Source organism: Corynebacterium sp. HMSC067D03 (assembly GCF_001811185.1).
Classification (GTDB): domain Bacteria; phylum Actinomycetota; class Actinomycetes; order Mycobacteriales; family Mycobacteriaceae; genus Corynebacterium; species Corynebacterium coyleae.
Genome location: NZ_KV803791.1, coordinates 26,853 through 47,663 on the forward strand (window position 1 = coordinate 26,853; position 20,811 = coordinate 47,663).

16 protein-coding genes, 1 tRNA gene and 1 pseudogene are annotated in these 20,811 nt (G+C 59.2%); 8 read left to right on the forward strand and 10 right to left on the reverse strand.

Translation table 11 applies throughout. From position 1 onward, the window contains the following. Nucleotides 1-7: 7 nt before the first annotated feature. Genes HMPREF2785_RS02980 through uvrB form a run of 3 tightly spaced genes read right to left on the reverse strand, consistent with a single transcriptional unit; the run spans nt 8 to nt 3,091 of the window. The gene (locus HMPREF2785_RS02980) at nt 8-454 is read right to left on the reverse strand and encodes a universal stress protein (RefSeq protein ID WP_070422922.1); all 447 of its coding nucleotides are present in this window, start codon (nt 452-454) and stop codon (nt 8-10) included. 60 nt (nt 455-514) lie between these two features. Next, on the reverse strand, nt 515-973 hold the full coding sequence (locus tag HMPREF2785_RS02985; protein WP_070422923.1) for a universal stress protein: 459 nt from the start codon (nt 971-973) through the stop codon (nt 515-517). A gap of 18 nt (nt 974-991) precedes the next feature. After that, nucleotides 992-3,091 (reverse strand): excinuclease ABC subunit UvrB, encoded by a 2,100-nt coding sequence (gene uvrB / locus HMPREF2785_RS02990; protein ID WP_070422924.1) that lies wholly within the window; start codon nt 3,089-3,091, stop codon nt 992-994. Nucleotides 3,092-3,239: 148 nt separating this feature from the next. Between uvrB and HMPREF2785_RS02995 the strand changes: the two genes are divergently transcribed. Genes HMPREF2785_RS02995 through HMPREF2785_RS03015 form a run of 5 tightly spaced genes read left to right on the forward strand, consistent with a single transcriptional unit; the run spans nt 3,240 to nt 10,157 of the window. Beyond that, the gene (locus HMPREF2785_RS02995) at nt 3,240-4,784 is read left to right on the forward strand and encodes an ABC transporter substrate-binding protein (RefSeq protein WP_244268720.1); all 1,545 of its coding nucleotides are present in this window, start codon (nt 3,240-3,242) and stop codon (nt 4,782-4,784) included. 6 nt (nt 4,785-4,790) lie between these two features. Beyond that, a complete protein-coding gene (locus tag HMPREF2785_RS03000) occupies nt 4,791-5,738 on the forward strand; it encodes an ABC transporter permease (RefSeq protein ID WP_070422926.1) in 948 nt (315 codons plus the stop codon). Beyond that, nucleotides 5,738-6,727, forward strand: coding sequence for an ABC transporter permease (locus HMPREF2785_RS03005; protein ID WP_070422927.1), 990 nt, complete (start codon nt 5,738-5,740; stop codon nt 6,725-6,727). The genes HMPREF2785_RS03000 and HMPREF2785_RS03005 overlap by 1 nt, the downstream gene beginning before the upstream one ends. Nucleotides 6,728-6,746: 19 nt before the next feature. After that, nucleotides 6,747-8,396 carry an ABC transporter ATP-binding protein gene (locus HMPREF2785_RS03010; RefSeq protein ID WP_070614225.1) on the forward strand — a complete coding sequence of 550 codons (1,650 nt, stop codon included), beginning with the start codon at nt 6,747-6,749 and terminating at the stop codon, nt 8,394-8,396. 24 nt (nt 8,397-8,420) lie between these two features. Further along, nucleotides 8,421-10,157 (forward strand): choline/carnitine O-acyltransferase, encoded by a 1,737-nt coding sequence (locus HMPREF2785_RS03015; protein WP_083308835.1) that lies wholly within the window; start codon nt 8,421-8,423, stop codon nt 10,155-10,157. A gap of 20 nt (nt 10,158-10,177) precedes the next feature. Here the strand turns inward: HMPREF2785_RS03015 and HMPREF2785_RS03020 are convergent, their stop codons facing one another. From HMPREF2785_RS03020 to rpsA, 3 genes are all read right to left on the reverse strand, one after another. Then, the gene (locus tag HMPREF2785_RS03020) at nt 10,178-10,531 is read right to left on the reverse strand and encodes a DUF4259 domain-containing protein (RefSeq protein ID WP_070483611.1); all 354 of its coding nucleotides are present in this window, start codon (nt 10,529-10,531) and stop codon (nt 10,178-10,180) included. Nucleotides 10,532-10,608: 77 nt separating this feature from the next. Then, complete coding sequence (gene coaE, locus HMPREF2785_RS03025) at nt 10,609-11,202, reverse strand: dephospho-CoA kinase (RefSeq protein ID WP_070614226.1); 594 nt, start codon at nt 11,200-11,202, stop codon at nt 10,609-10,611. Nucleotides 11,203-11,302: 100 nt separating this feature from the next. Then, nucleotides 11,303-12,766, reverse strand: a complete 1,464-nt coding sequence (gene rpsA / locus HMPREF2785_RS03030) for a 30S ribosomal protein S1 (RefSeq protein WP_070422931.1) — start codon at nt 12,764-12,766, stop codon at nt 11,303-11,305. Between the two features lie 290 nt (nt 12,767-13,056). On the opposite strand from rpsA, the gene HMPREF2785_RS03035 reads away from it, so the two are divergent. Next, nucleotides 13,057-14,289 carry a YkvI family membrane protein gene (locus HMPREF2785_RS03035; protein ID WP_070449996.1) on the forward strand — a complete coding sequence of 411 codons (1,233 nt, stop codon included), beginning with the start codon at nt 13,057-13,059 and terminating at the stop codon, nt 14,287-14,289. 435 nt (nt 14,290-14,724) lie between these two features. Here HMPREF2785_RS03035 and polA read toward each other — a convergent pair whose 3' ends face one another. Further along, the gene (polA, locus tag HMPREF2785_RS03040) at nt 14,725-17,388 is read right to left on the reverse strand and encodes a DNA polymerase I (RefSeq protein WP_371440477.1); all 2,664 of its coding nucleotides are present in this window, start codon (nt 17,386-17,388) and stop codon (nt 14,725-14,727) included. Between the two features lie 92 nt (nt 17,389-17,480). Between polA and HMPREF2785_RS03045 the strand changes: the two genes are divergently transcribed. Next, a tRNA-Leu gene (locus HMPREF2785_RS03045) sits at nt 17,481-17,557 on the forward strand. 96 nt (nt 17,558-17,653) lie between these two features. On the opposite strand, the gene HMPREF2785_RS11775 is transcribed toward HMPREF2785_RS03045, so the two are convergent. After that, on the reverse strand, nt 17,654-17,893 hold the full coding sequence (locus tag HMPREF2785_RS11775) for a hypothetical protein (RefSeq protein WP_070449999.1): 240 nt from the start codon (nt 17,891-17,893) through the stop codon (nt 17,654-17,656). Nucleotides 17,894-18,308: 415 nt separating this feature from the next. On the opposite strand from HMPREF2785_RS11775, the gene HMPREF2785_RS03050 reads away from it, so the two are divergent. Then, nucleotides 18,309-18,731, forward strand: coding sequence for a hypothetical protein (locus tag HMPREF2785_RS03050; RefSeq protein WP_141739325.1), 423 nt, complete (start codon nt 18,309-18,311; stop codon nt 18,729-18,731). 517 nt (nt 18,732-19,248) lie between these two features. Here HMPREF2785_RS03050 and HMPREF2785_RS11500 read toward each other — a convergent pair. Together HMPREF2785_RS11500 and HMPREF2785_RS03055 are read right to left on the reverse strand one after the other, a co-directional pair. Continuing rightward, nucleotides 19,249-19,368, reverse strand: coding sequence for an IS3 family transposase (locus HMPREF2785_RS11500; protein WP_371440476.1), 120 nt, complete (start codon nt 19,366-19,368; stop codon nt 19,249-19,251). Beyond that, nucleotides 19,352-20,056: pseudogene (locus HMPREF2785_RS03055) on the reverse strand (DDE-type integrase/transposase/recombinase); the annotation flags it as partial. The pseudogene HMPREF2785_RS03055 and the gene HMPREF2785_RS11500, both read right to left, overlap by 17 nt. Nucleotides 20,057-20,811 lie beyond the last annotated feature (755 nt).

The window sequence follows — 20,811 nt, forward strand, 5'->3', positions numbered from 1 at the left end:
AAACCGCTTAGTTCACGGTGTGGACGATCATGACGTCGCAGTTGGACTGACGCGCGACATCAGCCGGCACCGAACCGAGCAGACGGCCGGTCAGCGAGTTGATGCCACGGTTACCGACGATGAGCAGGTCAGCGTTGTTGTCGTTGACGATCGCCATGAGCGCCTCAACCGGGGTACCCGGACGGGTCGCGGTCTGGACGTCGGGTGCACCGAAGGAACGTGCGTGCTCAGCGGCACCCTCAAGGTTCTCTAGAGCCTTCTGGTCACCGAGGATGGTCACGGAGTCCTGGCGCAGGGCCTTGGCAGCCTCATCCTCGTTCTCGTAGTAGGCGGTGCCGATAACGAGGGTGGAGCCGAATGCAGCAGCCAACTTAGCGGCACGCTCTACGGCCAGGAGGGACGACTTGGACCCGTCGGAGCCAACAACAATGGTCTTGTACGGGGAATCGGCCATGTGGAAATCACCTTTCAAGATTACGGCGCGGATATCGGGGACATTCTACCCACGAAGGATTTAATTGTGTCCCTCAGACCGGGTATCGACGAGCATGACATCCACCGGCGCCTTCTTCGCCACGTTGCCCGGGATATTGCCGAAGATCCGGCCCGCCATGGAACGCATGCCCTTGTTACCTACAACGAGCAGATCAACGTCATATTCCTGCACCGATTCCACCAGCACGGTCGCGGGTTGGCCGCCTGAGGAGACCAGGTTGATTTCCTTCGCCTGCTCCTCTTCAGCAATCTTCTTTGCCTCAGCCAAAATGTTGCGCGCGTTCGTCTCCGTCACGATGTCGACACGGCTGAGCTCCGCGTTGGTGGAGTTCAGCATCGACCCAGACGCCGTGTAGTGCGCGCAGATAATCGTGAGTTTCGCGTCGTACACGCGTGCAAGGCTTGCGGCGGCACGCACGGCGACCATGGAAGTCGGTGAACCGTCAGTACCGACGGCGATAGAAGTGTAGGTGTGCATGAGGATTCTGTCCTTTCGCTAATTTCCTGTGTCTTTAATACCACGCAGTTCGCGTTTGAGGTCAGCGATCTCATCCCTGAGGCGTCCCGCCAGCTCAAACTTCAGTTCCCGAGCGGCGTCGCGCATCTGGACGGTGAGGTCGTCGATAAGCTTTTGCACCTCGTCAGAGGCCATGTTCGCCACATCTGGCTTCTCCGCGACAGCGGTGTCTGAACTCAGCGACGCTGGCGCGTCCGCATCCGCGTTCTCGTAGACCTGATCCAAAATGTCGGCGATAGCCTTGCGCAGTGGCTGCGGGTCGATGCCGTGTTCCTTGTTATATGCGATTTGTTTTTCGCGGCGACGCTCGGTCTCGTCGATTGCTTCCTGCATCGATTCGGTGATCTGGTCCGCGTACATGATGACCTCGCCGGAGACGTTTCGGGCTGCACGACCGATCGTCTGGATGAGCGACTTCGTCGACCGCAGGAAACCTTCCTTATCGGCGTCGAGGATGGCGACGAGCGAAACTTCAGGCAGGTCGAGGCCCTCACGCAGGAGGTTAATGCCGACCAAGACGTCGAACTCGCCAAGGCGCAGCTGGCGTAGCAGTTCGACACGCTGCAGGGTATCAATGTCCGAGTGCAGGTAGCGGACCTTGATGCCGTTATCCAGCAGGTAATCGGTGAGATCCTCGGCCATGCGCTTTGTCAGTGTGGTCACAAGCACGCGTTCGTTTTTGTCCGTGCGGCCGCGGATTTCGTCGATAAGGTCATCGATCTGTCCCTTCGTCGGCTTCACGGTGACCTTCGGGTCTACCAGGCCAGTCGGGCGGATGACCTGCTCGACGAACTCGCCTTGCGCTGCCTCAAGCTCGTAGTCGCCCGGGGTCGCGGACATGTAGACCGTCTGGCCGACGCGCGCTTCGAACTCATCAAACGTCAGCGGGCGGTTATCCACCGCGGACGGCAAACGGAACCCGAACTCCACAAGGTTGCGCTTTCGCGACATATCACCCTCGAACATGCCACCGATCTGTGGGACGGTGACGTGCGACTCGTCGATAATGGTGAGGAAGTCTTCCGGGAAGTAGTCGATCAGTGTCGCCGGCGCAGAGCCCGCGGGGCGACCATCCATGTGGCGCGAGTAGTTCTCAATGCCGGAGCAGAACCCGACCTGCTGGATCATCTCCAGGTCATACTCAGTGCGCATACGCAGGCGCTGAGCCTCCAACAACTTTCCTTTATTCTCCAACTCCTCGAGGCGGTCTGCAAGCTCTTCTTTAATCGCCTCGATCGCCTTTTCCATGCGCTCGTCAGTGGCCACATAGTGCGTTGCCGGGAAGATCCGGACCTCGTCTTCCTGGCTGAGCACATCGCCCGTCAACGGGTGGATGTAGTAAAGCGAATCCACTTCGTCGCCAAAGAACTCCACACGCACCGCGACTTCTTCGTAGGCCGGAATAATGTCCACGGTGTCGCCTTTGACGCGGAAGGTACCGCGCTTGAAGTCGATGTCGTTGCGTTCATATTGGACGTCGACAAGCAGGCGGAGGAAGCGATCACGTTCCACCTCTTCCCCGACGCGCAGGACAACGGAGCGATCCAGGTACGACTGCGGGGTACCCAAGCCATAGATGCAGGACACCGAGGACACCACGACGACGTCGCGGCGCGACAACAATGCGGAGGTTGCGGAGTGACGGAGGCGCTCGACGTCGTCGTTAATGGACGAATCCTTTTCAATGTAGGTATCCGTCTGCGCGATGTAGGCCTCCGGTTGGTAGTAGTCGTAGTACGACACGAAGTACTCCACCGCATTGTTCGGCAGCAGTTGGCGAAGCTCGTTGGCCAACTGCGCAGCCAACGTCTTGTTCGGCGCCATCACAAGGGTGGGGCGCTGTTGCTTTTCGATCAGCCATGCCGCAGTTGCGGACTTACCGGTACCGGTCGCACCCAGTAGCACGACATCGCGCTCGCCGCGGTTGAGGCGTTCATCCAACTCGGCAATGGCGCGCGGCTGGTCGCCAGAGGGTTGGAACTCTGACACCACCTCGAATGGTTTTTCGCGCCGCTCAATCTCACCGACAGGGCGAAACTCGGACTGCGCGAGGACTGGATGTTCAGCAGCAAAAGCCATGCTCGCCAGTGTATCGACGAAACCAAAAACTGGATCTATAAGTAAATCTGCTTGCAGGCAATCACTAAAGACAATACCTTTGTACTTATAGATTTAACAGCGCACTACCAGCGCACGTCGGAAAGTACAGGTGAAGCGTTCTATGCAGATGACTCGAAGACAGATGCTGCGGGCGACCGTGCTGGGTGGAGCGACCCTTGCCTTGGCGTCGTGTACCACCGCCCCCGTCGAGGAGATAAACACCTCTGGTCCACCTCGTCGCGGCGGCAGGCTCCGGGTGGGGCTCGTCGGAGGTTCTTCCACCGACACCGTAGATGCGCACATTCCAACGAGTGCTTCTGACGGCACGCGTTTGATCAACATGTACGACTCGCTCGTACGCTACGACTCCAACTACGACCTGCAGTACCGCCTCGCCACGGCTATTGAGCCAAACGACGACGCGACGGTGTGGACCATCACGCTGCGCGATGGTGTGCAGTTCTCAGACGGTCGACCGGTGCGCCCTGAGGACGTCATATTCTCCTACGACCGTATTCGCGATCCCGACAACCCGAAGTCCGGTGCTGCATCGATCAACCACATCGAATCGATGGAGGTCACCGGACCGAATGAGTTGCGCATCTACCTCAATGCCCCGGACGCGACGCTCATTGACAGTCTTGCCGAGTATCAAATGGGCATCGTGCCGGAGGACTACGATCCCAAGAACCCGATCGGCAGCGGCCCTTTCAAGCTTGAGCACTTCTCCCCCGGCCAGTCGACGAAGATGGTGCGCAACGAGAACTTCTGGGGAGAGACTCCCTACCTAGACAGCGTTGTCATCATCGACTTCCAGGAGGAGGACGCCATGCTCAACGCATTGCTGTCTTCCCAGGTTGACGCAATCGGCAGCCTGAACCACTCGCTTGCACGTGTGATCGATGCAGACCCGCGCTTGGACACCCTCATTTCGCAGACCGGCATGTGGTTGCCGCTGACGATGCGCGTGGACGTTGCACCGTTTGATGATGTCCGCGTGCGCCGCGCCATGCGCCTTGCCGCGGACCGCCCGCAATTGGTGGACCAGGTCTACTCCGGCGAAGGTCAAGTGGGCAACGACATGTTCAGCCCGTACGACCCCGCCTACCCGGAGGACATTCCCCAGCGTGGGCAGAATATCGAGGAGGCCAAGCGTCTTCTCGCGGAGGCGGGCTACCCGGACGGTATCGATGTCACCCTCAACGCCGCTGAAATCCAGACCGGCGCGTTACGTAGCGCCCAGGTATACGCAGAGCAGGTCCGTCCTGCTGGCATCAACGTAACTATTAACCAGGTTGATTCCTCGACATTCTTCGCCGACGGCAACTACCTGGAGTACCCGTTCGCGTTGTCGTTCTACTACACGCGAAACTTCCTCCAGCAGGTCAACCAGTGTGCAACGGCGGATTCACCGTTTAACGAGACCCACTGGGTGGACCCGGAGTTCACTGCGTTGGCCAACGAGGCCCGAACGATTGTCGACGACGAAAAACGCAGCGAAATGATCCACGAGCTGCAGCAGCGTCTCTACGACGACGGCGGCTACATCATCTGGGGCTTTGCCAACCAGATTGACGCGTACCACAAATACGTGGTGGGGCTTCAAACCCACCCCGGCGGTATGCCGCTGGGCCAGGCCATGTTCGAGCGAGTTTGGATTGCGGAGGCATAAGCACACATGGGCAAGTTCATTCTTCGCAGGCTCGGGGTGAGTGTCTTCATCCTGTTCGCTGTATCCGTCATCATTTTCTGCGCGACGTTGCTTCTGCCTGGCTCGCCGGCTACGGCAATTTTGGGCCAGCAGGCAACGCCGGAACGTATCGCGGCGCTCGAGGCAGAAATGAATCTCGACCAGCCTCCGGTCACCCGCTACTTGCTGTGGCTGGGAGGCATTTTCACCGGTGACTTGGGCACATCGACGTCCACCGGTGGCCCAGTTTCTGAACTGCTTGGCGAGCCACTGGTGAATTCGCTGGTACTCATGCTGCTCGCCGCGGCAATTTCGATCCCTGTCGGCGTGCTCCTGGGTGTGTATGCGGCGTGGTGGCGCGGTTACAAGCGCGATTCGGCGATCACCTGGGTGACGTTGATTCTCGCTGCGCTGCCGGAGTTCGTCATCGGTATCGCACTGGTCACGTTGTTCGCTACCTCGGTGTTCCAAATTTTGCCGGCAGTGACCATGTCACCTCCGGGCAGTCGTGTGTGGGAGTTCCCAATGCAGCTGGTGTTGCCAACCTTGACTCTCGCGTTCGTCGTCACGCCTTATGTGGCGCGTATGACTCGCGCAACGATGATCGAGGCACTGGAATCGGGCTACGTCGAGATGGCGCGACTGAAAGGCGTGCCCGAGCGTCGCGTGGTGTTCCGTCATGCGCTGCCCCACGCGGTCGGGCCCATTGCACAGGTCGTCGCAATCCAGCTCGCGTGGCTGGCTGGCGGCATTGTGGTCGTCGAGTATCTGTTCCGCTACCCCGGCCTCGGCGTCGCGCTCATCGATGCGGTGAACTACCGCGACGTACAAGTTGTTCAGGCTGTCTCACTGCTGATCGCCGCGGTATATGTCGTGGTCAACCTACTGGCGGATCTTGTCAGCATTGCGGCTAACCCGAAGTTGAGGAGTAACTGATGTCTGCACCAGTACACCCCCAAGAACCAGGGAAAACCCCGAAACCCGTGGTCGACGATTCTGAACTGAAAACGTCGGTGTCCAAGCCGGAACCATTGCTGTCCCGAATTTGGGCACAGTCCGAAGGCAAGGTCGGACTCGTCTTGACGGGGCTTGTCATCGCGTTGGCGGTCGTCGGGTATTTCTTCGCCGAGCAGATCACCGGTCGCAGCACAACGGAGTTCATCGGCCTGCCATTTACGGACATCGGAGTGTTTGGCACCGATAACCTTGGCCGTTCGGTGCTGTCTCGCTTCGTTGCCGGTGGCCTCATCCTGTTGGTGACCGCGTTTTTGGCCACGGTCCTCGGCATGGTTGTCGGCACCATCATCGGCATGATTGCGGGATACGCAGGTGGCAAAGTCGATTCGGTGCTGATGCGGCTCAACGACGTGATTTTGGCGTTCCCACAGCTAATTTTTGCCATGTTGGCCATCGTTATTTTTGGCCCCTCAGCAACCGTGCTCGTCCTGGTCATTGGTTTGACGCACGCGCCTCGCATTGCCCGTGTGGCACGTGCTGCGACGATGTCCGTGACAAACGAGGACTACATCCGCGCCGCCCAGATGTATTCGGTGCCGCACTGGAGAATTCTCATCCAGGAGATCGCGCCCAACATCACCGGCCCGCTGGCTGTGGAGGCGGGTCTGCGTCTGACCTACTCCATTGGTTCGATTGCCTCGCTGTCCTTCCTTGGCCTTGGCATCCAGCCGCCGGCTGCGGACTGGGGTTTGATGATCAACGAGAACCGCATCGCACTATCGCTGCAGCCGTGGGGCGTGCTTCTGCCGGTGGCTGCGGTTGCTGTGCTGACTATCGGCACCAACATGTTGGCCGACGCCACAGCGCGCGCCACCGCAACCACTGCTACACCGCCAAAGCGCGGCCGCAACCAGACCATCGACCCGGAACGGGTGCCGAAGCACGAGCCCATCCGCCACAACGGATAGCAGCAAAGGGGAATGACGAATGACTACCGCGATATCCGCGAACCAAGACGGCAACACCAAGTCGTCAGATGATTTTGTGCTCAGCGTGAGCGACCTTCGCCTAGGCACGTTGGAAGGCGCTGAGATCCTCCACGGTGTGGACTACACGCTGAAACGGGGCGAGATTGTCTGTCTAGTCGGCGAGTCCGGCTCGGGCAAAACTACTGCCGGTTTGGCTGCTATGGGTCATCTTCGCCCGGGACTGATGCTTTTCGACGGCACCGTGACCCTCCATTCCGCAAACGGAACCGACTATGACGTCCTCAACCTCAGCGAAGCTGATCTGCGGGAACTTCGCGGCAGCCGCATCGCGTATGTGCCGCAGGATCCGGCACTGAGTTTGAACCCGACGATGCGTATCGGTGAACAGATCCGTGAAGTGCTCGACGTGCACTCCTTCGATGGCGATGCTGGTGCTCGTGTCCGCGAAGTCATGCGCGACGTGGATTTGCCGGACACCGACGAATACTTGGCCCGTTGGCCGCACCAGCTCTCTGGTGGCCAACAGCAGCGTGTCGGTATCGCAATGGCGTTCGCCATGTACCCGGACGTGCTGATTCTCGACGAGCCTACGACCGGCCTCGACGTATCCACCCAAGCCCACGTGCTGGACACCGTGCGCGAGATGACGCACAAGAACGACATCGCTTCGTTGTACATCACGCACGATCTTGCAGTGGTGGCTGAGTTGGCGGACCGTGTCGTGGTTATGCTGCGCGGTGACATCGTCGAAGAAGGCCCTGCGCAGGCGGTGCTGTACAACCCACAGCACCCGTATACTCAAAAGCTTCTCGCCGCGATTCCAGATTTGCCGGGTCGAAAGAACATCACCGGCCACGGCATCGCCTCTGCCGTCCAGGTTGAGGAGCGCGATAACGCTGCCCCGCTGCTGCAGGTGAACAATCTGGAGATGGCCTACGGCGACAACAAGGTCCTCCACGGCATTGATCTCACGCTCGAGGAGGGTGAGTCGATTCTTCTGCTCGGCGAGTCTGGCTCCGGCAAGACAACGTTGGCTCGATCAATCGCAGGTCTCAACCCTGGCTACACCGGAGAGGTGCGCCTGCGGGGCGAACTGCTTGAGCACGGCAGCCGCGAGCGCACCGTGGATCAGCGTCAGTACGTTCAGTACATCTTCCAGTCGCCGTTTTCCTCGTTGAACCCGCGGCGCACGATCGGTGAGTCGCTGAGCGTGCCACTTGTCATGTCGGGCAAGTTGTCGCGGAAGGAGCACCGCAGGGTCGTCGAGGACGTCTTGGAAGCTGTCCAGCTCGACCGGAGTTTCTACGACCGTCGCCCGGGTGATCTGTCCGGTGGTGAGCGCCAACGCGCTGCGATTGGGCGTGCGCTCGTGAATGCTCCTGACGTGTTGGTGTGCGACGAGATCACGTCGGCTCTCGATGTGTCGGTCCAGGCATCGATCCTCGAGCTTCTTGCAGACCTTCGCGCAGAGCGCGGTCTATCGATGCTGTTTGTCACCCACAACATTGCGCTGGCACGTCACACCGCCACGCGTATTGCGGTGCTGAACAAGGGCGTTATCGTGGACGAAGGGCCAGTCGATGATGTTCTTGAGCGGCCAACGCACGAGTACACCAAGTCCTTGTTAGCAAATATCCCGGAACTTTAACTCTCTTTGAAGAAAGGCTTTTAAGTGCCCATTACTCCGCACCCGTTGACGCGCGATCTGAAAGCTTTGCCAGTTCCGGATCTTTCGTCCACGCTCGAGGCTTACATTCATGCGCTTGAGGCGGTTCTCGACGAGACCGAGCTTGCAGAAGCGAAGGCGATCGTCGCTGACTTCGCGCAGTCGCAAGCCCCGCGTCTCGACGAGGCACTGCGGCAGCGCGCAGCAACCCGTGAGGCCGAAGGCACGAACTGGCTTTCCGACGAGTGGTATTCGAGCTACCTGGCAACCCGTGGGCCACTGACACTGACGACGAACGTGGGTTTTCAGCTGGCGCTGCCATCTGAGGAGACTGGCTTGGACCGTGTGGTTGACGGCATCCGGCGAGCGCTGGTTGTTCACCTCCAAGCTGCGGGAGATGACTTGCCGGACTACGTGGACGCGCGCGGCAACCGCATTACCCAAGACCAGTGGTTTGTCTTTGGCGGAGGGCTGCGCCACCCGAGTGCCGGTGTGGATGAGATCATCGTCGCCACCGCAGGCACTGCCAACCGCGAGATCGGCGTGTTTGTCGATGGGCACCTTTACGCAGTACCCGTGACCGACGAGGCTGGCGAGCCGATTGCAGCTCCGAACCTGCGAAACGCGCTTGAGACGGTTCTGGACGCCCCGCGCAAGCAGAGCGTGGACTTCAACGCGGCATCGCTGCTCGGCTCCGAAACGCTTGCAGAAGTACTGCCGGACATGTTGGCACAGGGCGACAACGGCGATGTGTACAAACGTCTGCAGGAGTTCCTCTTCACCGTCGACCTGATCGACTACGGAGTAACCACACACGCTTCCGACGAGGAGCGGATCAACGAACTGACCTTCCTCCCCCGTGGTGCATGGACGTACAAGCCGCTGAGCTACCAGTTCAGCCTGACAGATCCCTGGAGTGCAGTGCACGTTGAGCACTCGTGCCAGGACGGCGGAACCCTCGTTACCGCGATCACGCGCATGCAAGAAGCGGAGATCGGTGTCGGCGCGGATTTCGTCGCAAAGCCGCAGGAACTGCGCTGGGATCTCGACGACGCGCTCACCACGCGCATCGAGAAGAGCGTTGCCGAGGTTGCGGACGCGGCGGAGAAATTGCGTACCCGCATCGTGCACGTGCCGTTTGACCAGCCTGCGGACCTGCCGTTGAAGTTCAGCCGCGATGCTTCAGCGCAGTTAATGATGACTATCGCGCAGCAACTGACCTACGGCCGAGTACGCGCGGCATATGAGGCCGTTGACATGCGTGAGTTCCGTGCCGGACGCACGGAGTGCTTGCGCGCCGCCACACCCGAGGCTGCTGCTTTTGCGCGAGCGCTTGTGGAGGGTACGGCTGAACAGGCTGGCCTCGAGGACGCCATCAACGCGCATCGAGCATGGGTGAAGCGGTGCAAGTCTGGCAACGGCTTCGACCGACATATTCAGATGATGGCGACTATCGACGACACTCACGCATTCTTCAACGACACGCGTGTAACCGCTGCTCGTCGCGATTTCTTATCCACGACCTCGATCGGCGGCGCTGCTCAGATCGTTCGCTACTGCTTCGCACCGGCGTTGCCAGAAGGGTTCGGCATCGCGTATACCCCGCTGCACGACGATACGGAGTATTGCGTCTCCTGGAACGCAACGACTGCCGAGCAGCCGAAGGAGTTTATTGCCAACCTGGCCAAGGCGGGTGACTTGCTCTGGCAGTTCTGCGCTACGTTGAGCACAAACGCTGAGTAGGGAACGTTGAGTAGGGACAGTCAGACGGCGTACTTTCGCACTTCGGCAAGCCACTGGTCAAGTTCGCCTGCGTCCTCCCACATGGAGTAGAGCTCCGAGCCACCTGGTCGAAGAATCGAACGGGCGCGCCGTCTGATCCACTGCCGATCGTCGAATGTGAACGGCGAATCGACGCCGGCACCACTATGTCGCTCGGGGAGATGTCCGTTAAGCATGGCAGCAAGCGCGATGACGGATGCAGCCTCATCAGTTCCCAGCGACCCAAGCCCACAATCGAAACGGAATTGGGCAATGTCGAATGTGCCGTTGACCACTGCGTCAACCGCTTCGATTGCGGGGTCGTTATCAAACGGCCCTGTATCCCAAGTTCCCATACCGCGTCACGCTAAAAGGCGTAGGTAAATCAATGATTGCCATAGAGTGAATTTCTGCGGTATTTCCAGTGAGAAACTCACGCGGCAATCATCCGTACGACCTTTTCTACCTGTGCTGCAAGTGCCTCGAGCGGCCCGTTGTTATCCACAACGATGTCGGCTGCCGCCCGTCGGGTGTCGTCGTCAACCTGCTGCGCGATGCGCGCCCGCGCGTCCGCTTCAGTGAGCCCCCGCTTGTCGACGAGCCTGCGTACCCGATCGTCCACATCAACATCGACGACGACCGTCATGTCCATGTCGTGGTGTAGGCCGAGATCCACAAGCAACGGCATGTCGTAAATCACCGCGCGAGCGCCTGCCTTCTCTGCCTCATCGAATCGCCGGTTGGATTCAGCGCGGATGGCCGGGTGCGTTAAAGCGTTCAATTTCTCCGTTTGCTCCGTCGAAGAGAAAGCGCGTTTCGCCAGCTCTGCGCGGTTTAAGGCGCCGGTGTCGTCGATAAGGTCCTCGCCAAAAACCTCCGCGACCTGTGCGAGCACCGGTGAGCCTGGTTCCATGATCTCTCGTGCGATCTGGTCGGCGTCCACTACTGGGAAGCCTTCGTCTGCCAGCATTCGTGCGACTGTGGATTTGCCGCTGCCGATTCCGCCCGTGAGTCCAACTTTCTTCATGCATGTGAAGATAGCAAAGCGCCCCGCCCACCATGACGGTGATGCGGGGCGCTGACGCTGATTGCTTAAAGGCAATCCCTAAGCACGAACTCGTCGTGGCTTAGTTGCCAGCAAGCTTGTCGCGCAGAGCAGCGAGCTGCTCGTCGGAAGCCAGCGAGCCGATGTTCTCCTCAGCCTGGTCAGCTGCCGGAGCTGCAGCTGCAGACTCAGAGGAGTAATTGGCCTGATCGCCAGCCTGCTCTGCAGCCTCGGCTGCAGCGGCGCGGTGACGCTCGATCTGGGCAGCGTGTGCCTGGTGGCGACGCTCTGCCTCGGCGTAACGAGCCTCCCACTGCTGGCGAGCCTCGTCGTAGCCTTCCATCCACTCGTTGGTCTCCGGGTCGAAGCCCTCCGGGAAGATGTAGTTGCCCTGCTCGTCGTAGGAGTCGGCCATGCCGTAGCGGGACGGATCGAACTCTTCGACGAAGTCCTCGTCAGCCTGCTTGAGCGACAGGGAGATACGACGACGGTCCAGGTCGATGTCGATGACCTTGACCATGACCTCTTCGTTGACGTTGACAACCTGGTCCGGAACCTCGACGTGGCGCTGAGCCAGCTCGGAGATGTGGACGAGGCCCTCGATGCCCTCTTCGACGCGGACAAACGCACCGAACGGAACCAGCTTGGTGACCTTGCCCGGGACGATCTGGCCCACAGCGTGGGTGCGGGCGAAGACGCGCCACGGATCCTCCTGTGTCGCCTTCAGCGACAGGGAGACGCGCTCGCGGTCGAGATCGACGTCGAGCACCTCGACAGTGACCTCGTCGCCAACAGCGACAACCTCAGACGGGTGGTCGATGTGCTTCCAGGACAGCTCGGAGACGTGGACGAGGCCGTCAACGCCGCCGAGGTCAACGAATGCACCGAAGTTGACGATGGAGGACACGACGCCCTTGCGGACCTGGCCCTTCTGCAGCTGGTGCAGGAAGTCGGAGCGGACCGCAGACTGGGTCTCCTCCAGGTAAGCGCGACGGGACAGGACCACGTTGTTGCGGTGCTTGTCCAGCTCGATGATCTTTGCCTCGAGCTCCTGGCCGATGTACGGATCCAGGTCGCGAACACGACGCATTTCGACCAGCGATGCCGGCAGGAAGCCGCGCAGGCCGATATCGAGGATGAGGCCGCCCTTGACGACCTCGATGACGGTACCGGTAACCGGCTGGTCGTTGGCCTGCAGCTCCTCGATGGTGCCCCAAGCACGCTCGTACTGAGCACGCTTCTTGGACAGCATCAGGCGGCCTTCCTTGTCCTCCTTGGTCAGGACAAGCGCGTCGATCTCATCGCCGACCTCGACCACGTCCTCCGGGTCAACGTCGTGCTTGATGGAGAGCTCGCGGGTGAGGATGATGCCCTCGGTCTTGTAGCCGATGTCGAGCAGGACCTCGTCGTGGTCAACCTTGACCACGGTGCCGGTGACGATGTCACCGTCGTTGAAGTACTTGATGGTCTCGTCGACTGCGGCGAGGAATTCCTCAGGGCCACCGATGTCGTTGATGGCAACCTGGGGTGCGTTGGTAGTGCGCATAAGTAGTATGTGCTCCGAAAAAATAGGAGATCGTGATTGGACAGAAGCGTCTCTCTCAGCAGCGTAAGCGCCGAAACGCTCGCGAGTGCTGATCTCGCAGCGGGCTGGTCGCCACACCCTCCTATTACGATGGACGCCAAGCTCGCGCGTAGACACGCCCGCACGAGTGTAGACACTTTCCGCAGCTAGAGCAAATGATCTGGACCCCGGGCACTGCAACGCAGTTTATAAGCAAGGGACTACCATGACGTAAGTCCATAACTCTACAACTCAGAAAGTGTGTTCACCCTATGTGGAAACGCAGCCTTGCCGTCGCAGCATCGTTCGTCGGCATCGTCGTCGGAGCGGGTTTTGCCTCCGGCATGGAAGCACTCCAATACTTCGTCGCCTACGGCACCCAGGGCTTTTGGGGTGTAATCGTTGCTGGCGTGACCATGCTGCTAGCCGCCACCGCGTTTGTCACATTCGGGTCGTATTTCCTCGCCGACGAACACAATGAAGTCTTCTACAAGGTGGCATCGAAGCCTGCCGCGTTCCTCATGGACTGGTCTGCGGTTATCTGCATGTTCTCCGTTGGCTTCGTCATGTTTGCTGGCGCAGGCTCGAACCTGAACCAAGCATTCGACTGGCAGATTTGGGTGGGCGCGGTACTCATGCTTGCACTGATGCTTATCGTCGGCCGATTCGACGTTGACCGCGTCGCCTCTGTCATCGCTTGGGCAACTCCCCTGCTGGTGATCTTTGTGCTCATCGGCGCGATCTATTCGTTCACCCAGATCAGCGTCGACTGGTCTGAGGTGGATAACTTTGCGCGCAACGAAGTAAACCGCGCTGACGGCACCCCGTACTGGTTCTTGGGTGCACTCAACCACACGGGACTAAACGCCCTATGCGGTGTCTCGATGGCGATCGTGATGGCCGGTGATGAGTTTGACACTAAGAGCACGCGGATTGGCGGAGTCCTTGGTGGACTCATTTACGTGGCACTTCTTGCCCTTCTTGTAGCCGCGCTGCTCATGCAGGTCGAGGCAGTAAACGGCCACGACATGCCACTTTTGACCGTGCTGGATAACGTCCACCCAGTCCTGGGCTTCATCATGACCTGGGTGATCTTCCTCATGGTGTTCAACACCTGTTTGGGCATGTTCTACGCGCTGGCAAAGCGACTCACCAGAAAGAACCCAGAGCGCTTCTACCCGGTCTATGCCATCGCCTGCATTGTCGGTTTTGGCCTTTCCTTCGCCGGCTTCCAGCCGCTCGTTTCCAACCTGTACCCGATCCTGGGCTACCTCGGCCTGTTCGTGATGACAGTGATGACCGTCGTCTACTTCCGCCACCGCACCCGCCTGAAAGAAGAAGGCGAGCGCCGCGCTCAAGCTGTTGAGGCCGCGCTTGACGACGACACCTCGGACGAGATTGAAGATCTCGCTGAAGACTCCAATCTCGAGGAGGATGAATTTAAAGAAGCAGTTGAAGACGCAGTCGAGGATGCCTCCGACGAGAAAACCGTCAGTGACGTGTAGGCCAATCAGGCCTCGCTAACACCCCAGCGGGGGTAGGTGTCGGGGGTAGGATTTTGGCACTTACCCCCACGTAACTAAAGGATCCAAAAAGCCGTTCACCTGTCCACATAAGCTGCGACTTATTAGACATTCCGTCACATGCTTAACAGTTACTGTGTATTGCTTGTGCGCCCGCTCAGTAGCAATTAAGGTTTTACCTGGTTCTTGAGGAATAGCCCCAGAACAGAGTGAAATCTAAGCACTGCCTGAGGCTCGGTACCTAATCGAGAACCCCGCCGCTAGGTGGTAACAAAATAGAAAGAGGAAATGGCCTGGGGGGTTGGGCCACGTCGGGGGATACGGTAACTGGGGACGCCGTACTCGAGGCGGGCATCAGATGAAGTTTGCGTGCTTCACGTGATGCCCGCCTCGTGCTTTCCCGAAACGTACTCGCGGCTAGTGCGCCGCCTCTTCCCAGTTTGCGCCAGTACCTGCAGACACCTCTAGCGGGACGAGGAGTTCGATTGCCTTGTCCATTTCGCGCTCCACGATCGCTTGGACGGCGTCTAGCTCGCCCGGGGCAACCTCGAGCACCAACTCATCGTGCACCTGCAGGAGGACACGTGATGCGTAGTCGCGCAAGGCGTCGTCGACACGAAGCATCGCAACCTTGATGATGTCCGCAGCAGTGCCCTGGATCGGGGCGTTCAGCGCCGCACGCTCGGCGTTCTCCCGCGCGATTCGGTTGTCACTTGTGAGTTCCGGCAAGTAGCGGCGGCGACCGAACACCGTCGAGGTGTAGCCGTCGCGACGCGCCTGCTCGACGACCTCATCAAGGTAGCGCTTTACCCCGCCGAATCGTTCGAAGTAGTTCTCCATAATGCCCTTCGCCTCACCGGCAGAGATCGACAACTGTTGCGACAGGCCGTAGGCAGACAAGCCGTAGACGAGGCCGTAGGACATTGCCTTGACCCGGCGACGTAGCTCTGGCGTGACCTGATCGATCGGAACATCAAACACGCGGGAGCCAACGAAGTTGTGCAGGTCCTCCCCAGCCCGGTACGCCTCGATCAGGCCCTCGTCTTGGCTGAGGTGCGCCATCACACGCATCTCAATCTGCGAGTAGTCGGCGGTAAGCAGGCACTCGTAGCCCTCGCCAACTACAAACGCAGAGCGAATCTTGCGCCCGGCTTCAGTACGCACGGGAATGTTCTGCAGGTTCGGCTCCGCCGAGCTGAGACGCCCCGTCGAGGCCACAGTCTGATTAAACGTGGTGTGGATCCGGCCATCCGGCTGCACCGTCTTAATCAGGCCTTCCACCGTGGACTTCATCTTCTGGTGCTCACGGTGCGCGAGCAGATAATCGAGGAACGGGTGCGGATTCTTCTCTGCGAGCGCTTCGATCTCCGCCGCAGCAGTCGAGTAACCCGTTTTCGTCTTCTTCGTCTTCGGCAGCGCAAGCTTGTCAAAGAGCACGACAGAGAGCTGCTTCGGGCTAGATAGGTTCAGGTCCGGCTCGTCGACCAGCTGGCGCGCCTGCTCTTCCACCTGCTCAACCTTGTGTGTCAGGTCCTTGCGCAGCCCCTCCAGAACGTCCAGATCAACGGCGATGCCAATGTGCTCCATTTCCGCGAGCACCGTGACCAGTGGCAGTTCGAGGTTCGCGTACAACTCGTAGGAGTTGATCTCGCGCAGGTCCTTGGACAACTCTGCGGCAAGCTCCAGAATCGCCGCAGCCGCATCCACGTCGCCCGAATCATCCAGCAAGCTCAGCTGATCAGAGCTGGTGCTGAGCTGGCGCTGCAGGTGACGCTGGTACACATCCTCGAGCGCATACGTGCGCTGGCCGGGACGCAGCAGATACGCCGCGATCGCAGTGTCGTGTGCGATACCGCGCAACTCGATGCCACGGCCACGCAGCATGTGATAGGCAGCCTTGGCTTCGTGCAGGAACTTCGGGTCATCCGACTCGAGCCAGGTCTTCAGCGCCTTGTCCTCATCAGCCGACAGATCGGCGGCAAGTTTCGCAATGCCGTGGCGCTGCTTATCGACGATAGCCAGCGCCGTCAGGTCACCCGATCCCGGCGTCGCCGTACCGGAAAGGTACAGGGCAAGGCCTTGACCTTCATGGGACCTCAGCCAGGTGTCCAGCGACTCGTTATCAACCGTCACGTCAGCCAGCTCCACCGTCTCAGGTTCGGGTGCGCTGCCATCGGTCGGTACAGCGGCGAGCACGCGTTCGCGCAGATTCACGCCGAACTCGAGGTCGTCGAAACGCGCCGCAACCTGGGCGACATCGGCTGGCTTGAGTTCGAGATCACCCGGCGCCACGGGCAGTTCCACATCGGTGACCATCGCGGTAAGTTCACGGTTCAACCGCACCTGATCAATGCGCTCGCGGAAGTTGTTGGCTGCTTGCCCCTTTAACTCGTCCGCATGCTCAATGAGCCCTTCGAGCGTGGCGTACTGCGTGATCCACTTGGTGGCGGTCTTCTCCCCCACCTTCGGCACATTCGGCAAGTTATCCGACGGGTCGCCGCGCAGGGCGGCAAAGTCCGGGTACTGCTCAGGTGTTAGGCCGTACTTCTTTTCCACCTCAGCTGGGTTAAAACGCGTCATCGTGGACACGCCGCGCATTGGGTACAGGAGAGTCGTGGTGTCGTCGACAAGCTGGATGTAGTCGCGATCGCCACTGACCAGAACAATCTCGTAGTCACCATCTGCACGAGCCTGGGTCACAAGCGTGGCGACAATATCGTCCGCCTCGAAATTTTCCTTGCTCAACGTCACGATGCCGAGATCCCCCAGCACGTCCTCAATCAGAGGAACCTGGCCCTTGAACTCGGGCGGAGTAGCCTCACGCTGCGCCTTGTACTCCGGGAAACGCTCCGTACGGAACGTCTTTCGGCCCACGTCGAACGCGACGGCAGCGTGCGTCGGCTTTTCGTCGGAAAGAATATTGGCAAACATGGACAAGAATCCGTACACCGCATTCGTGTGCTGCCCACCCGACGTGGAGAAGTTCTCCGCAGGCAACGCATAGAACGCGCGGAAGGCCATCGAGTGGCCGTCGATCAACAGCAAACGCTTGGATTTTTCCGATGTTGTAGTCACGGTCAGCCAGTCTAGCGGGCGCCACGACACGACCTTCCGCACCTAATCAACCTGCGATTTCACACATCGGGGTGAACTGCGATACACTTTCGCGCGTCGCCCCAGTAGCCCAATTGGCAGAGGCAACGGATTCAAAACCCGTCCAGTGTGAGTTCGAGTCTCACCTGGGGCACCACCCCAGGAGGGGGTTTCGGGAAACTTTTCCGAAAGAGTTCGGAAAACTGTCACCGGAACCCCCTCCACTCTTATTTTCAGCAAGAAGTGACGCAACCTACTGGTATAAAGCACTTCCCCGAGCGTATAACGGGGTTAAGTAGCAAAAGCGGACGCGGATCTCGCGGGGTAGCCACAGCACGACCTCGCCGGGCGCGCTGCGGCTGACATCGAGGTCTGCAACGCCGAGCATCGTTTCCAGTACGGGCAGTGCTTTCCGCCAGCGATCGAGCGTGACCTCGGGCGGCGTGGAGAAAGCAATGCCGCCCCGCTCGCCTTCGCCGAGGACAAATTTCACCGGCCACGAACTGACAAATTTCCGCCGCGGCGGAGGGGCCCCGCCGGACGACGGGCTCGGCGTGTGCGCACCTGCGGGCTCGCGGCGGGTCTCTGCGCTGGGGCCGGTGACGGGGGATGAAGCAGTCCCGGTGCACCCGACCAGCGTGGGTCACGCCGCGGTGGCGGAGGCGGTGGTCGCGCGGCTGTAGGTGAAGAACGACGCAACCCCCGCCAGGGCGATACCAGCGGCGGGGGGATTGGTTCACATCCCGCCCCCATCTAGGTGTGAACGAAAGTGCTTCGAGTAGCAGTCGCGCTGAAATACTAGACATCGGGCTTTATTTTGATGTCAGGTGTATTCCAACACCATGCCAATACGCCCAGATTGAAGGGAAACCGCAATGTACAAGTGACTACTCGCACTCTGTCTTGTCGTGGCCATGCCAGTGGCGGCCATGCAACCAGCCCACGCAGCGACGCCCGAAATCACCGCTGCAAGAGCCGCCAAACCAGCCTCCGAAACCCTCTCGCAACCAAATTTTTCTGGTGCCTCCGAAACTGAAACCGAAGAGATCCATGAGCAGCTGGATTCTGAGCTTGAATACCTTTCTAGCCTACCGGCGGATGAACTGGATGCCGAACTCCAATCGCTTGAGCGCAACGACGGACCAGCTCCGAGGGTTGCACCGCTCGTCATCGTGGCTGCGATCGGATGCGCGGTAGGGATCGGGGGCGCAGTCTTTACAAAATCGTGGGAGGACCCGAACAGTGCTGTGTGGGCTCTCGCAGGTGTGCTCACTGGCTGCATTCCCGGAGCCCAGCAGGCTAAGCTCGTTCAAGTCATTATGAATAACTAGCAAATGATCGCCACCGCCCTCAAGAAAGTCGGCGCATTTAGCCTCGCCGCGGCGATCCTTGGTGCGAATATCGCTCCTGTCGCGATTGCACCTAACGAGTAATTAGAGGAGCCGTTCTATGAGCCTACGAAAATTCCTGTGGATTTGCGCGGGCGTCGGGACTTTGCTTGCGGGGTATGTAAAAGAAGCTCCTCCGCTTCTGTTGGTAGCTCTTCTCTTCGTCGCTACCATTCCAACAGCACTACTAATTGGGTCATCGTCGGAGCCGAAAGGCGGCCTTAAGGCCGTCGGCCTGCTTGCGGTCTGCATTGCTATAGGGGCATTCGTTCCGCTAGTTTTGGTCTTCGCTTTTGCTGTTTATGCAGCAGTGACCTGGTATTCGGTTACCCCCGCTAAGTCCTGAGAGCACTCTATCTCGCCGAAAGGCTAATTGGAGCACCGACGGAACACAGCTTCAACACGTCAAAACCACCGCCACGGCGATGAACTGGCCCCCGAAAGTTGGACTGGTTTAATTCTAGGTGGTTAGGGCTTCAAGGGTCTGATTCCGATATTGCATCGGGGTCAGGCCCTTGAGTCGTTGTTGGATGCGTTCGGTGTTGTACTGAAGTGTCCCAGGTTTTCTGTTCGATGCCAAGGTCGAGGAGGAGTTGTTCGAAGCCGTTGCGTGCTGGGTTGGTGCGGTCGTGGCTGGTGGTGAAGGCGCGTCCGTTGTCGGTCAGGGTTGATGGTGGGTAGCCGTGGGTGGCGGCTGTGTGGGTGAAGGCTTCGATGACGTGGGTGACGGTTGCGCTGGTAAAGGCTTGGCATCGTAGGACGTAGCGGGAGTGGTCGTCGAGGATGGTGAGGATGACGACGCGTTGGTGGCCGGCGATGGTCCAATCGCTGTAGTCCATTTGCCATGTTTCGTTGGGTTGGTCTGCTTGGAATCGTATCCATGAGCTGCGGGGACGTTTTTGTGGTTGGGGTGTGACGTGTCCGTTGTTTTTGAGGATGCGGTGGATTGTTGCTGCTGCTGGCAGCGGGGTTGTGTCTTCTTGTTCGAGGTGCCAGCGGATGGTGTGGGCTCCTGCGTCGGTGCCGCGGTTGGTTAGTTCGTTGCGTAGTTGCAGGATGCGGTCGACTACTTCGGGGGCAGTGGCGCGTGGGTTTGTGTGGGGACGTTTTGATTTGGGGGTTAGTGCCTCCAGGCCGCCTTCGTTGTAGCGCTTTTGAAGTGTTCGGATCCAACGCGTTGTTACGCCGAAGTGTTGGGCTGCTTCGGCTTGGGTCATGCCGGTGGCGAGCATGATTTCGATGATGATTTTTGGCGTTGGTTTCTCCATGGCTTCAGCATGGAGGAACGATGTCGCGAGACATCAGTTTCAGCGTGTGTGGGGCAACTGTGGTGTGTTGTCGGACACCTCGCTTCTCACCGGAACGATGTGACGAGACATAATGGCTCTCGACACCGGAACGATCTCATGAGACATGCGGAACGATGTCACGGAACCAGACATCACCCGGGGCACAATGTGTTGTCTCGAGACATCGTTCCTACGCTGTCTCGAGATTTTTGTTTTTGGAGGGTTAAGCGACAAAAGCCGACGCGGTCTTTAAAATCTCGTTCGCCCTGCGCAGCTCTTTATTCTCCCGCCGCAGACGCTTCAGTTCATCGTCTACTAACTCGCCGGAGCTGACCTCGACGCCGTGTGACGGCCCTGAAGGCTTCAACCAATTATTAAGCGTGTGCGCGGAGACGCCGAGCTTGTCACCGACCTCAACCGCCGCACCTCACTTCGAGCACCCTTCAAGCTCAACAAGTTCCCCAGCCAGACGCACCGCCTTGGCCTTGAACTCATCACTGTACTTCCTTGGCATGATCCCAATCTTTCTCTAGAAACGATCGGAACCAAACCCAGGACGCTTCACTGCCGCATCAAATCCGGTGACGCTTCGGCCAGCAAATCATCCAGATAGGTTTAAGGGTCGATAGAATGCGGAGCAGCGGTCATCGTTACGTGTCTTTCGGGGAGATGTGGTAGTTGAGTCGAAAAGTTACTGACGATTGTGTTTTGTCAAGTTGTTTTAGGCCGTTTCG

What these genes read in the sequence shown, in the direction of transcription:
- HMPREF2785_RS02980 (WP_070422922.1), bottom strand. Translation starts at nt 454, where the DNA reads ATGGCCGATTCCCCGTACAAGACCATTGTTGTTGGCTCCGACGGGTCC.
- HMPREF2785_RS02985 (WP_070422923.1), bottom strand. Translation starts at nt 973, where the DNA reads ATGCACACCTACACTTCTATCGCCGTCGGTACTGACGGTTCACCGACT.
- uvrB (WP_070422924.1), bottom strand. Translation starts at nt 3,091, where the DNA reads ATGGCTTTTGCTGCTGAACATCCAGTCCTCGCGCAGTCCGAGTTTCGC.
- HMPREF2785_RS02995 (WP_244268720.1), top strand. Translation starts at nt 3,240, where the DNA reads ATGACTCGAAGACAGATGCTGCGGGCGACCGTGCTGGGTGGAGCGACC.
- HMPREF2785_RS03000 (WP_070422926.1), top strand. Translation starts at nt 4,791, where the DNA reads ATGGGCAAGTTCATTCTTCGCAGGCTCGGGGTGAGTGTCTTCATCCTG.
- HMPREF2785_RS03005 (WP_070422927.1), top strand. Translation starts at nt 5,738, where the DNA reads ATGTCTGCACCAGTACACCCCCAAGAACCAGGGAAAACCCCGAAACCC.
- HMPREF2785_RS03010 (WP_070614225.1), top strand. Translation starts at nt 6,747, where the DNA reads ATGACTACCGCGATATCCGCGAACCAAGACGGCAACACCAAGTCGTCA.
- HMPREF2785_RS03020 (WP_070483611.1), bottom strand. Translation starts at nt 10,531, where the DNA reads ATGGGAACTTGGGATACAGGGCCGTTTGATAACGACCCCGCAATCGAA.
- coaE (WP_070614226.1), bottom strand. Translation starts at nt 11,202, where the DNA reads ATGAAGAAAGTTGGACTCACGGGCGGAATCGGCAGCGGCAAATCCACA.
- rpsA (WP_070422931.1), bottom strand. Translation starts at nt 12,766, where the DNA reads ATGCGCACTACCAACGCACCCCAGGTTGCCATCAACGACATCGGTGGC.
- HMPREF2785_RS03035 (WP_070449996.1), top strand. Translation starts at nt 13,057, where the DNA reads ATGTGGAAACGCAGCCTTGCCGTCGCAGCATCGTTCGTCGGCATCGTC.